10 protein-coding genes and 1 tRNA gene are annotated in these 12,028 nt (G+C 71.7%); 5 read left to right on the top strand and 6 right to left on the bottom strand.

Features of this window, described 5'->3' with window-relative positions:
* Positions 1 to 71: 71 nt before the first annotated feature.
* Together ACWED2_RS44125 and ACWED2_RS44120 are read right to left on the bottom strand one after the other, a co-directional pair.
* A tRNA-Met gene (locus tag ACWED2_RS44125) sits at positions 72 to 145 on the bottom strand.
* 67 nt (positions 146 to 212) lie between these two features.
* Positions 213 to 3,215, bottom strand: coding sequence for a UPF0182 family protein (locus tag ACWED2_RS44120; RefSeq protein WP_449696480.1), 3,003 nt, complete (start codon positions 3,213 to 3,215; stop codon positions 213 to 215).
* 149 nt (positions 3,216 to 3,364) lie between these two features.
* Here ACWED2_RS44120 and ACWED2_RS44115 point away from each other — a divergent pair, with 149 nt between their 5' ends.
* Positions 3,365 to 3,916 carry a PPA1309 family protein gene (locus ACWED2_RS44115; RefSeq protein WP_449696479.1) on the top strand — a complete coding sequence of 184 codons (552 nt, stop codon included), beginning with the start codon at positions 3,365 to 3,367 and terminating at the stop codon, positions 3,914 to 3,916.
* Here ACWED2_RS44115 and ACWED2_RS44110 read toward each other — a convergent pair.
* Positions 3,913 to 4,917, bottom strand: coding sequence for a YlbL family protein (locus ACWED2_RS44110; RefSeq protein ID WP_449696482.1), 1,005 nt, complete (start codon positions 4,915 to 4,917; stop codon positions 3,913 to 3,915). The two genes, ACWED2_RS44115 and ACWED2_RS44110, sit on opposite strands and share 4 nt — an antisense overlap.
* Positions 4,918 to 5,108: 191 nt before the next feature.
* Between ACWED2_RS44110 and ACWED2_RS44105 the strand changes: the two genes are divergently transcribed.
* On the top strand, positions 5,109 to 6,467 hold the full coding sequence (locus ACWED2_RS44105) for a zinc-dependent metalloprotease (protein WP_449696478.1): 1,359 nt from the start codon (positions 5,109 to 5,111) through the stop codon (positions 6,465 to 6,467).
* A 181-nt stretch (positions 6,468 to 6,648) separates the two neighbouring features.
* On the opposite strand, the gene ACWED2_RS44100 is transcribed toward ACWED2_RS44105, so the two are convergent.
* Positions 6,649 to 7,158 (bottom strand): M48 metallopeptidase family protein, encoded by a 510-nt coding sequence (locus tag ACWED2_RS44100; protein WP_013223146.1) that lies wholly within the window; start codon positions 7,156 to 7,158, stop codon positions 6,649 to 6,651.
* Positions 7,159 to 7,388: 230 nt separating this feature from the next.
* On the opposite strand from ACWED2_RS44100, the gene ACWED2_RS44095 reads away from it, so the two are divergent.
* From ACWED2_RS44095 to ACWED2_RS44085, 3 genes are all read left to right on the top strand, one after another.
* A complete protein-coding gene (locus tag ACWED2_RS44095) occupies positions 7,389 to 8,435 on the top strand; it encodes a ThiF family adenylyltransferase (protein ID WP_449696477.1) in 1,047 nt (348 codons plus the stop codon).
* Positions 8,436 to 8,495: 60 nt separating this feature from the next.
* Positions 8,496 to 9,836, top strand: coding sequence for an ABC1 kinase family protein (locus tag ACWED2_RS44090; RefSeq protein WP_449696476.1), 1,341 nt, complete (start codon positions 8,496 to 8,498; stop codon positions 9,834 to 9,836).
* A 162-nt stretch (positions 9,837 to 9,998) separates the two neighbouring features.
* Positions 9,999 to 10,886, top strand: coding sequence for a hypothetical protein (locus tag ACWED2_RS44085; RefSeq protein WP_449696481.1), 888 nt, complete (start codon positions 9,999 to 10,001; stop codon positions 10,884 to 10,886).
* Between the two features lie 91 nt (positions 10,887 to 10,977).
* Here ACWED2_RS44085 and ACWED2_RS44080 read toward each other — a convergent pair whose 3' ends face one another.
* Complete coding sequence (locus ACWED2_RS44080; RefSeq protein WP_449696475.1) at positions 10,978 to 11,163, bottom strand: hypothetical protein; 186 nt, start codon at positions 11,161 to 11,163, stop codon at positions 10,978 to 10,980.
* The gene (locus ACWED2_RS44075; protein WP_449696474.1) at positions 11,160 to 12,026 is read right to left on the bottom strand and encodes a class I SAM-dependent methyltransferase; all 867 of its coding nucleotides are present in this window, start codon (positions 12,024 to 12,026) and stop codon (positions 11,160 to 11,162) included. Before ACWED2_RS44075 ends, ACWED2_RS44080 begins: the two co-directional genes overlap by 4 nt.
* Positions 12,027 to 12,028: the final 2 nt, after the last annotated feature.

Genomic DNA, 12,028 nt, shown 5'->3' with positions numbered 1-12,028 from the left:
CACCCCAATAAAAATATTGCGATGGGGGGGGGGGCGCCGCCCCCCCCCCCCCCCACCCCTCCCAACCTCTGTAGCGGGGACAGGATTTGAACCTGCGACCTCTGGGTTATGAGCCCAGCGAGCTACCGAGCTGCTCCACCCCGCGTCGTGGCACCTACCTTACGCCTGTCTTTCGGGCGGGTGCAAAGCAGGTGCCGTGGGGGTAATCGACGTCACCCTCCGGGCTGGGTGCTGGGGGGTGGTGTGCTGGTTCCGGGTGCTGCGGTCTTGGCTGCTTCGTAGGCGCGTGCTGCTGCGTCGAGGGCGGCGAGTGCGGCGCCTTGGTCGGTGAAGTTGCCGGATTGCTGGGCGGCTTTGAGTTTGGCGAGGGCCGACTGGATGTCGGCGACTGCGCGGTCGAGGGCCGCGTTGCCGCCGCCGTTGTTGGCGGGCGGGGTGGTGGTCGGGTTGGTGGAGCTCGGTGGGGTGGTCGTCGGCTGGCCGGCTTGGGGCGGGGTGGTGGTGGCTTCGCCGGTGCCGGCGCCGAAGACCTGGTCGAGGGCTTCCTGGAGGGTGGCGCCGTAGCCGACCTTGGGTCCGTAGGAGACGAGGACGCGGGCCAGCTGCGGGTAGCTGTTCTGGTTGCGTTGCCGGATGTAGACGGGTTCGACGTAGAGGAAGCCGTCGGCGACCGGGAGCGTGATCAGGTTGCCGTAGATGGGGGTGACGTTGGGGTTGTTGAAGAGGGTGCGGTCCTGGGCGACGCGGGAGTCGCTTTGGAACCGGTTCTGGACTTGGACGGGGCCGTCGACCTGGGTGGCTCCGGTGGCCGCGCTGGGTAGCTGGAGGACGCGGATCTTGCCGTAGTCGGCGGGGTCGGAGGACACCGACATCCAGGAGGCGAGGTATTGGCGCTGGAGGCCGGTGAGCGAGCTGGTCAGCTGGAACGTCGGCCGGCTCTGGCCCGGGGTGTCGGCGAGGACGTAGTAGCCGGGCTGGTTGGCCGCGCCGGCCGCGGCCGGGTTGGAGCCGCCTTCGGCGGTCGGGTCCTGGGGGACGCTCCAGAAGGCCTGCTGCGAGTAGAACTCCTGCGGGTTGCTGACGTGGTAGCGCGACAGCAGTTCACGCTGGATCTTGAAGAGGTCCTCGGGGTAGCGGAAGTGGGCGCGCAGGTCCGGGGAGATCTCGGAGCTCGGTTTCACGAGGCCGGGGAAGACCTTCTCCCAGGCGTTGAGGACCGGTTCCTTGTCGTCGATGGAGTACAGCGTGACGGTGCCGTTGAAGGCGTCGACGGTGGCCTTGACCGAGTTGCGGATGTAGTTGATGGAGCTGTTGGCCTGGCGGGCGACGCCGTTGAGGGAGTCGTTCGTGGCCGCGCCGAGCTGGGTCTGCTGGGCGTACGGGAAGTTGTTGAGCGTGGTGTAGCCGTCGATGATCCACTGGATCTTGCCGTCGACGACCGCCGGGTACGGGTCGCCGTCGAGGGTCAGCCACGGCGCGACCTTGCTGACGCGGTCGCGCGGGTCTCGGTTGTACATGATCTTGGAGTTGTCGCCGATGGCGTCGGAGAACAGGATGTTCCGTTCGCCGTACTCGGCGGCGAAGGCCAGGCGGTTGAACCAGTTGTCGATCGAGACGCCGCCGCTGCCGGTGTACTTGTAGCGGTCGGTGGCGGTGTCGTACTCGCCGGGCGCGTTGCCGGTCGTGCCGCCGACGATGGCGTAGTCGGATTCCGCGGCGGACAGCTCGCCGTAGTAGATGCGGGGTTCCTTGACCTCGATGCCGGGCTGGCCGGTGGCGGGCGCGCCGGCGCCTGCCGGGTTCTGCGTGTCGCTGGTGGTGGCGATCGGGTAGCCGCCGTCGGAGTTGGCGTCCTTGACCGCGCGGTCGATGGTGTTGGCCGGCGCGACGACGAAGCCGTTGCCGTGGGTGTAGACGAGGTGCTTGTTGATCCAGCTGGTCTGGTTGCCGGTGAGGCCCTCGGTCTTGATCTCCTTGGCGGCGACGATGTAGTCCTGCGTCACGCCGCCGACGGTGTAGCGGTCGATGTCCAGCTTGGCCGGGAAGCCGTAGAAGTTCTCGCGGCCGACGCGCTGGGTGAAGGTGTCGGAGAGGATGTTCGGGTCGAGCAGCCGGATGTTCGACATCGTCCCGTTGTCGCTCTTGATCTGGTCCGGGGTGGCGTCCGACTTGCCGGTGTAGGGCTGGTACTGGACGTCGGTGAGACCGTAGGCGCGGCGGGTGGCGTCCATGTTGCGCTGGATGGACGTCGCTTCCTTCTCGTTCGCGTTCGGCTTCACCGAGAACTGGTCGAGGATGGCGGGCCAGGCGACGCCGACGAGGATGCCGGACAGGATGAGCAGCACCAGTGCGATGGCCGGGAGCTGGAGGTTCCGGAGGAACGCACCGGCGAAGAACGCGATCGCGCAGATCACCGAGATGCACAGCAGGATCAGCTTGGCCGGCAGCACCGCGTTGAGGTCGGTGTAGGTGGCGCCGACGAACAGCGGCATGCCGCGGTCGGACAGCAGCAGGTTGTACCGGTCGAAGAAGTACTCGACCGCCTTCAGCAGCACGAAGAGCCCGACGAGGATGGCGAGCTGCGCGCGGGTCGGGCCGGCGAGCTGGCCGCCCTTGCCGGCCAGGCGGATGCCGCCGAAGACGTAGTGGGAGATCAGCGCGCCGAAGAAGGAGATGACGACGGTGATGAACAGCCAGCCGAGCAGCCAGTTGATGAACGGGAGGTCGAAGGCGTAGAAGCCGACGTCGTTGCCGAACTCGGGGTCGGTCTGGCCGAACGAGGTGCCGTTGAGGAACAGCTGGACGACCTGCCAGTCGCTCTGGGCGGACAGGCCGGCGATGAGGCCGGTGAGCACCGGGATGCCGACGCCGAAGAGGCGGATCCGGGCGACGATCGCCGAGCGGTAGCGCGCGAGCGGGTCGTCGGCGCCGGAGATCGGCACGAACACCGGGCGGGTCCGGTAGGCGATCATCAGGCTGACCGCCAGCGCGCCGCCGACGAACAGGCCGACCGCGAAGAAGAGGATGATCCGGGTGATCACCTGGGTGGTGAACACGCCGCGCGCACCGACTTCGCCGAACCACAGCCAGTCGACGTACGTGTCGAGGAGGCGGGCTCCGAGCAGCAGCGCCAGCACGATCACCGCGGCGATGATGAGGAGGATCCGGCTCCGCCGGGACAGCTTCGGCAGGCTCACCGGGGGCCGAGTCGCCACGGCACACGCTCCTGTCTTCGTCAATACCTGAGCAGGGGCGCGTGCGCCCCCTGATTCCCTAACTCTACGGATGCCCGGTGAAGTTCCCGGGACCCGCCCAAACCGGACTCGCGGCGTCGGGGCACCGGCCGACCTGACACGATGTGCGCATGGCAGCGAACGAAGCGCGACAGGCCGGCGTGGCCGCGCTCGCCCGTGAAATCGAGGAGTTCATGGCCGCGGGCGGCTGGGACCAGCCGCCGCAGCTGTTCGCGCTGGTGCCGACGGCGGCGTTGCTGGACGAGCAGCCGGAGCTGGCCGGGCAGCTCGACCGGGCGAACCCGCTGACGCCGGTGGCCCAGGAGGCGCTGCCCGAGGGCGACCTGGCCGAGGCGCTGGGCCGGATCGCGTGGCCCGATCTGGTGATCGGCTGCGCGCTGGCGCAGGAGATCATCGTGCTGCCGCCGGGCTCGGAGTCGGAGCTGCCGGACGTCGCCGAAGCGGACGCCGAGAGCCTCCGCCGCGCGGCCGCCGACCACCCGCAGCGCACCGAGGCCCGGCTGGTCGCGGCCGTCCTGCGCGACGGCGAAGGCGCCTGCGTGATGCGCCTGCGCGGGATCGGCACGGCCGAGGTCGCGGACGAGACGGTGGACGAGATCGTGGAAAGCCCCGACCTGGCCCCGAACCTGGTCGAAGCGTTGAAGGCCACGCTGCTGCCCTAGCAGGCGGCCGTCGGCCGTCCCGCCTTGAGGTTGGCCAGCTGGGTGAGCGCGTCGTCCAGTGTGGACACCTTGATGAGGTTGAGGCCGGCCGGCGCGGTGGTCTTGGCCTCGGCGCAGTTGTGCGCGGGCACCAGGAAGTCGGTGGCACCGGCTTCGCGGGCGCCGACGACCTTGAACGAGATCCCCCCGATCGGGTCGACCTCGCCGGTCTCGGTGATCTCGCCGGTGCCGGCGATGTGCCGCCCGCCCGCGAGGTCGCCGGACTGCAGGCGGTCGATGATGGCGAGGGTGAACATCAGCCCGGCCGACGGGCCGCCGACGTCCTGCAGGGAGATGTTGACGGTGAAGGGGGCGTCGGCGCGGTCGACCGCGGTGAGGCCGATGAAGCCCTCCTTGCGGTCGGGGCGCGCGGCAAGGGTGAGCGGCACGGTCCGCTCGGGCTGGCCGTCGGACTGGAAGGTGATCTGGACGGTCTGGCCGGGCAGGGTGCCGGTGAGCGCGGCCCGCACGTCGGCGGCCTCGACGATCTTCTTGCCGTTGACGGTGATCAGCTTGTCGCCGGGCGAGAGCACGTGGTCGGCCGGGCTGCCGGAGACGATCTGCTTCGCCAGCACCTTGATCGGGTAGCCCAGCTTGCGTAGGGCGGCGACCTGGGCGTTGGTCTGCGAGTCCTGCAGCTGCTGGATGTTCTCCTGCTTGACCTGCTCGTTCGTCTCGCCCGGCTTGAAGTACTCCTCGCGCGGCGCGAGCGCGTACCGCCCGCTGGCCCAGAAGCCGAGGCCCTGGAACAGGGTGACGCCGTCGTGCAGGGAGACCGTGGTCATCCGCAGCTCGCCGGTGGTCGGGTGGGTCTCGTGGCCGGTGACCTGGATGACCGGGTTGCCCGCCGCGTCGCGACCCAGCGTGTCGTAGGTCGGGCCGGGGCTGATCGCGACGAACGGCACCGGCACCACCGAGCCGAGCACCACGAAGATCAGGAACAGCGAGCCGCTGACCACCAGTGTCCAGCCGCGGCGGGTCATCCGGCGGGCCTCGCCGGACGGCTCCGGCGCCGGTTCCGGGGCGCTCTTCGCGGGGGCGGTCTCCTCGGAGGACTTGGTCACGACCGACAGCGTACGGTGACCGCGTTCGCTTCCCGGTGAAGGCCACGGTTGACGCGCTCGACGGGCCTCGAGCCGCGTACGGTGGACACATGAGCAAACCCCCGTTCGGCTTCGGACCTTCCGATCCCGACAAACGAGGTGAGAACGACCCCTCGGAAGGCGGGCAGCAGTCCGGCGCCGAGGCCTTCAACCAGCTCGGGCAGATGCTGAGCCAGCTGGGCCAGATGCTCAGCCAGGCCGGCAGCTCCAGCGGGCCGGTGAACTACGACCTCGCCAAGCAGATCGCCCTGCAGACCCTGGGCAGCGCCGGCAACACCGGCGAGAGCAAACTCGGCTTCCGGGGTGGTGACGACGCGAACGCGGCGGTCCGCGACGCGGCCCACCTGGCCGAGCTCTGGCTCGACGCGGCGACGGTCTTCCCGGCCGGCGCGACGTCGACGGTCGCCTGGTCGCCGCGGTCCTGGGTCGAGAAGACGCTCCCGACGTGGCAGCGGCTGTGCGACCCGGTGGCCCGGCAGGTCTCGGGCGCCTGGATGCAGGCGCTGCCGGAGGAGGCGCAGCAGGCCGCGGGCCCGCTGCTGCAGATGATGGGGCAGATGGGCGGCATGGCCTTCGGCTCCCAGCTCGGCAACGCGCTGGCCCAGCTGGCCTCGGAGATGCTGACGTCGACCGAGATCGGCCTGCCCCTGGCCCCGGCCGGCACGTCGGCCCTGCTGCCGGCGAACATCGAGAAGTTCGCCGAGGGCCTGGAGCTGCCGAACAGCGAGATCCTGGTGTTCCTGGCCGCTCGCGAGGCGGCGCACCAGCGCCTGTTCACGCACGTCCCGTGGCTGCGGCAGCGCCTGCTGGCGACGGTCGAGGAGTTCGCCCACGGTATTTCGGTGGACACCGCGGCCCTGGAGTCCCTGGCCGGCCGCATCGACCCGGCGAACCCGGCGAGCATCGAAGAGGCGATGTCCTCGGGGCTGCTGGAGCCTCAGACGACGGAGGAGCAGAAGGCGGCCCTGCGTCGCCTGGAGACGCTGCTGGCCCTGGTCGAGGGCTGGGTGGACGTGGTGGTGGCCGAAGCGGTGGGTGACCGCCTGCCGGGAGCGGACGCCCTGCGCGAGACGCTGCGCCGCCGCCGGGCCACGGGCGGCCCGGCCGAGCAGACGTTCGCCACCCTGGTGGGCCTGGAGCTGCGCCCCCGCCGCATGAGGGACGCATCGAACCTGTGGAGCCTGGTGGGCGAGCGCCACGGCACGGAGAAGCGCGACGGCCTGTGGTCCCACCCGGACCTGATGCCGACGGCGGAGGACCTGGACGAGCCGATCGACTTCGCGGACCGGGTGGGCTCCAGTGACCTCCTCGACGGGCTCGACCCGATCGCGGAGCTGGAGCGCACGGAGCAGGCCGAGCGCGCGGAGAAGGACGAGCCCCCGTCGGAAGAGGGCGGCAAGCAGTCCTGAGCCGAGCTCCGGAGGGCCGGTGCCCCGCGTTCGCGGGCACCGGCCTTCTGCTGTCCCGGCGCAGGTCGACCACCTCTCATCACGACCTCCCCTCTCTGACCGTGATTCCTTCCCCGGCCCCGGGGAGCGAACCAGCCGGGGCGGCCCGCCGAAGCAGGCCACCCCGGCCGTCGTCATCCGCCTAGTCCTCGGTGGAGATCCCCCACCCGGCAGCGGCCGACAGCCCTTCCAGGTACCCGATCGCGCGTTCCGTCTTCGGGTACCGCTGCACCAACGCCCAGAACGCCGCGTCGTGCCCGGGCTCCCGCAGGTGCGCCAGCTCGTGCACCAGCACGTAGTCCAGCACCCACGGCGGCACCTTCCGCAGCCGTTCGCTGACCCGGATGGTCGCGTCGACCGGCGTGCAGGACGCCCACCGCGTGCGCATCGGCGGCACCCAGCGGACGCTCGCCGGCACCGCGGTGCCGCCCAGGTACTTGCCCGACAGCAGCGCGCAGCGCGCGAGCAGGGCTTCGTCCGACGTCTTCGGGGACGCCGGCCGACGTGGTTCCGAGCGCTGCAGCTTGCGCTCCATCTCGGCGACCCAGTGTTTCTCCTCCGCCCTGGTCATCCGCGCGGGGATGAGCACGACGAGCGTGTCGTCGTTCCAATACGCGGTGACCGTCCGGTGCCGGCGCTGGCTGCGCCGCACTTCGACCTTGTGTCCGGGTGTGTCCGACGGGGGGTTCGTGTCCCCCCGGCCTCTCAGTGAGGGCATCCGTGCTTCGACCACCCGACAACGGTACGGCCCGGCACCGACAACTCCGAGCGCTTCGAGGTCACAGACCCGAGTTGTCCACAGCCGGTTCCACTTGTGGACAACTCGGCCGTTCCGGCGTCTTCCCGAGCCTCCCGGCCGCCGCCGGATGCGATCCTGCGGACATGATCCTCGACACCGCGGACATGCCACCGGTCCTCCTGCCGGCCCACCCTGCCCTGCTCCCGGGCCTCACCGTGCTCGAACGCGGTCCCCGCGAGATCCAGATCGGCCTCGACCCGCGCCACGGCGTGATCGTCGAAAACCTCTCCCCGTACCTCGTCGCGAAGCTCCGCGCCCTCGACGGCAGCAAGCACGTCGAGCGGCTTCTGCTCGCGGAGAGCGAACACCGCGAGCAGCTGCGCACGCTGCTGCGGCAGCTGACCGCGCTCGGCCTGGTCACCGACGCGGGCCGGCCCGACGGCCAGGGTTTCCGCGGCGAGCCCGGCCTCTGGTCGCTGCGGGCCCGGCACCACCAGCCGGCCATGGCCGACCGGCGGCGCACCGCCGCGGTCTCCGTGCACGGCGACGGCCGGGTGGCGGTGGCGGCCGCCGTGCTGCTGGCCAACGCCGGCATCGGGCACGTCGAGCTGCGGGTGCCCGGCACGGTGACCGAGCACGACCTCGGCTCCGGCTTCACCACCGGAGACCTGGGCCGGTCGCGGCGACAGGCCCTCGCCGACCTGCTCCGCCGGGTCGATCCCGAGGTCCGCGTCACCCGCCTGCACGACCGGCACCCGGATCTGGCCCTGCTCACCGACGCCGTCGTGCCGGCCCCCGAGCTCGTCGCCGAGCTGATGGGCGACGGCGTCCCGCACCTGGCGGCGCGCGTCCGCGACGGCACCGGCATCGTCGGTCCCCTGGTCGTGCCGGGCCGCAGCTCGTGCCTGCGCTGCGCCGACCTGCACCGCACGGACCTCGACCCGTGCTGGCCGCGCGTCGCCGGGCAGCTCGCCGGCCGGCACCAGCGGCCCGACCTCGGCGCGGTCCAGTCCTGCGCGTCGCTGGCCGTCGCCCAGGCGATGCGGCTGCTCTCCCCCAGCGCGCCGGCCCCACCGGCGTGGAACGCGACCCTCGAGATCGACGCCTTCGACGGCCGCATCCGCCACCGGCGCTGGCCGCCGCATCCGCGGTGCCGTTGCGGCGCCGGGGAGGTGATCCTGGAGACGTAGCCCACGAAGACGTCTCTCGCAGGCTGCGCGCCGCCGAGGCCGCAGGGCAGAATCGCCGTTGTGACCGACTTCCGCGACCCAGCCGATCGTGACACCGCGATGCCGCGCAAGGGTGCCGCCCGTACCGCCAAGCTCGCCAGTCTCCCGCTCGGCATCGCCGGCCGGGCGGTCGGCGGCTGGGGCAAGAGGCTCGCGGGCCAGAGCGCGGAACAGGTGAACGCGACGCTGTCGGCGAAGGCCGCCGAGCAGCTGTTCGAGGTGCTCGGCACGCTCAAGGGCGGCGCGATGAAGTTCGGCCAGGCGCTGAGCGTGTTCGAGGCGGCGGTGCCGGACGACATGGCGAAGCCGTACCGCGAAGCGCTGACGAAGCTGCAGACCGCCGCGCCGCCGATGTCGGTCCGGCAGACCCACCGGGTGCTCGCCGAGCAGCTCGGCCGCACCTGGACCAGCCGGTTCGCCTCCTTCGACGACGAGCCGGCGGCGGCCGCGAGCATCGGCCAGGTGCACCGCGCGGTCTGGCACGACGGCCGGGCGGTCGCGGTCAAGGTGCAGTACCCGGGCGCCGACGAGGCCCTGCGCAGCGACCTGCGGCAGCTGCAGCGGTTCAGCAGGCTGTTCCAGGCGTTCGTGCCCGGCACGGAGGTCAAGCCGCTGCTGGCCGAGCTCGCCGAGCGGATGAGCGAGGAGCTCGACTACCAGGCCGAGGCCCAGCACCAGCGCGCCTTCGCGAAGGCGTTCGACGGCGATCCCGGCATCCTGGTGCCGCGGGTGGTGGCCAGCGCGCCGAAGGTCGTCGTGACGGAATGGGCGAGCGGCACGCCGTTGTCGAAGGTGATCGCGGACGGCGACCGCGAGACCCGGAACCTGGCGGGCCGGCTGCTGGCGGAGTTCCACTACTCGTCGCCGGAGCGCGTCCACCTGCTGCACTCGGACCCGCACCCGGGCAACTTCATGATCACGGAAGACGACAGGCTGGTCGTCATCGACTTCGGCGGCGTCGCCCGGCTGCCCGAAGGCATCCCCCGCCACCTGGGCGAGATGACGCGCCTGGCGCTCGACGGCGAGTCCGCCGAGCTGATGCGCCTGCTGCGGGAGAACCGGTTCATCCGGCCGGACAGCGACCTGACCGCGGAGGAGGTGCTCGCCTACCTCGCGCCGTTCACCGAGCCGCTGGCGGCGCCGACGTTCCACTTCACCCGCCGCTGGATGCAGAAGCAGGCCGGTCGGGTGGGCGACAGCCGCGGCAACGACTTCCGGGTCGGCCGTTCGCTCAACCTGCCGCCCGAGTACCTGATGATCCACCGGGTGACGGCGGGGTCGACGGGCATCCTCTGCCAGCTCGACGCGGAGATACCGGCCCGCGGCATCGTGGAGCGCTGGCAGCCGGGGTTCGCCGCCTGAGTTGTCCACAGGCGGGGCCTCGAACGGAGGGATCCGGCCGAGTTGTCCACAGCTGTGGTGGACGGGGTTCCACCCGGTTGGCCGAGCCGTCATGCTCGGTACATGACTGCTACTCAATGCACCGACCCGCTCGCCCTTCGTAATCCCGACGCCTGCGAGGTGATGGACCTCGAACAGTTGCGCCGGGCCGGGGTGTCCGACCGAAGAACCCGGCGGCTCTGCGGCCCGGGAGGGCCGTGGCGCCGCCTGCACCCCGGTGTCGTCCTGCTGCGCAACACCGCCCCGACGCGGCAGCAGCTGCTGCACGCTGCGCTCGTGCGCTACGGGCCCGGGGTGGTGATCACCGGCGCCGACGCCCTGCAGGCCCACGGCGTGAAGTGCCCGGCGGAGGGCGAAATCCGCCTGCTGGTGCCCGACCACTGCCGGGTGGTGGCGTGCGAGGGGGTGCGCCTGGCGCGCACGGCCCGGTTGCCGGACCCGGTCCGGGTCGACGGCCTCCCGTTCGCACCGGTGGCCCGGGCGACCCTGGACCTGGCGCGGTCCGAACCCGACCCGGCGCGCATCCGGGCGCTGCTGACGTTGCCGCTCTACTGGGGCCTGTGCGACCGCCGGGAGCTGCTGGCGGAGCTCGCGGCAGGTCCCCAGCGGGGCACGGCGGTGGTCCGCAAGGTGCTGCGCGGGCTCGACGAAGGACCGATCCAGGCGCACGGCCTGGCCGCCCGCGTCCTGGACCTGGTGCCCATCCCGCCGCCGAGCTGGGACCAGACGATCTGCGACCGCCGCGGCCGCCGCATCGGCGAGGCGGACGCCTGGTGGGACGAGCTCGGCCTGGCCTGGCAGTACCGCTGCAACCCGGGCACGGGAGGCGGCTTCAGCCACCTGGCCCTGGCGGCGACGGGCATCGTCCTGGTGCGGTGCACGGTCAGGCAGCTGCACCAGGTCCCCCGAGCGGTGGCGCAAGAGCTGGCCAGGGCCTTCGGCGAAGCGTCCAGGACACCCCGCCCCAAGGTCCGCGCCGTCGCACAGACATCCCTCGGCGGCGCAGCCTGACGCCGTCCGCCCCCGACCGGCGGACCACGAAGCCCGCCGCACGCCCCGGCCCCACCGATCCGCGCTTCACCCGTTCAGGAGGGCGAATTGATCACCAGTACTCGTCCGGCAGCTTGCCTTCGATGTCCCGCACGTGCTGCCGCGCGCAGTCCGGGCACAGCCACCGCAGCGAGCCGCGCTCCCGGGTGGACACCCAAGCGAGCGCCGTAGCCGGGTCTTCGCCGGCAGCGCGAGTCCGGCCGCAGCGCGTGCACACCACCGGTTCCGGCGCGCTCACCGCAACCGTCCACAGTGGATCGACTTGGCGCCGAGCAGGTACAGGTCGTCCCGGCGGCCGAGGAAGTGCGGGCTCTGCGGATCGGTGAGCGCGGCGGCCGCGGCACGGTCGTCGGCGTCGAGCCATTCCCCGGCCGAATCGGCAAACCACCCGACGCGGTGCACCACGTATTCACGCAGGAGGTCCGAGCCGGGCATCGGGTGGTCGACGAGCGCCCCGAACGACTCGACATCCTCGAGCCCGGCCTCGCGAAGTGCCCGCGGCCAGCCGTAGGGCATGCCGACGCTGCCCGGAATCCCGGCCCGCATCCGTTCGAACCACGACGCCCGAGCCGCCAGCAACCGCTGCTCCAGCCCGGGCCGCCCGACACCGAGATCCCACGGGAGGCACCGCATCTCGAGCCCACCTTCGGAGATGGCGACCACGCCACCCGGCCGCACCCACCCGGCAAGGGTGCGCAGCGCGGCTTGCTGATCCCCGACGTGGTGCACAACACCGGAGGCCCACACAAGGTCGGCGGCGGGCACCGCCAGCGCGGGATCGGTGAGGTCCCCGAGCAGGCCGACGACCTCGACCGACTCCCCGGCCACCTCGGCCACGGCCCGTTCGGCCTCGACCAGCAGCTTCGGCGTGGCGTCGAAGAGCACCAGGGTGCCCCCGGATCCACGGGCGAGCTCACGCGCGAAGAGCACGCTCATGCCCCCGGCCCCGCACCCGACATCGACAACGGTGGGCCGCACCCCCACCGAGCCGACAAGCCGCCGGGCAACGGGAGCAAGCGCCCCGGCATCGAGGGCATCGGCCATGCGCAACTGAGCCAGGCGATCCGCCCAGTCGATGTCGCCGTGGGTGTGTCCGGACATCA

It is taken from the genome of Amycolatopsis sp. NPDC005003 (assembly GCF_053600695.1).
The sequence above is the reverse complement of the archived record's forward strand: the minus strand, read 5'-3'. Positions and strand labels throughout refer to the sequence as shown.

Bases quoted from the DNA above. Each gene is read 5' to 3' on its own strand.
- ACWED2_RS44115 (WP_449696479.1), top strand. From the start codon at position 3,365: ATGGCAGCGAACGAAGCGCGACAGGCCGGCGTGGCCGCGCTCGCCCGT.
- ACWED2_RS44085 (WP_449696481.1), top strand. From the start codon at position 9,999: ATGGACCTCGAACAGTTGCGCCGGGCCGGGGTGTCCGACCGAAGAACC.
- ACWED2_RS44075 (WP_449696474.1), bottom strand. From the start codon at position 12,026: ATGTCCGGACACACCCACGGCGACATCGACTGGGCGGATCGCCTGGCT.
- ACWED2_RS44095 (WP_449696477.1), top strand. From the start codon at position 7,389: ATGATCCTCGACACCGCGGACATGCCACCGGTCCTCCTGCCGGCCCAC.
- ACWED2_RS44105 (WP_449696478.1), top strand. From the start codon at position 5,109: ATGAGCAAACCCCCGTTCGGCTTCGGACCTTCCGATCCCGACAAACGA.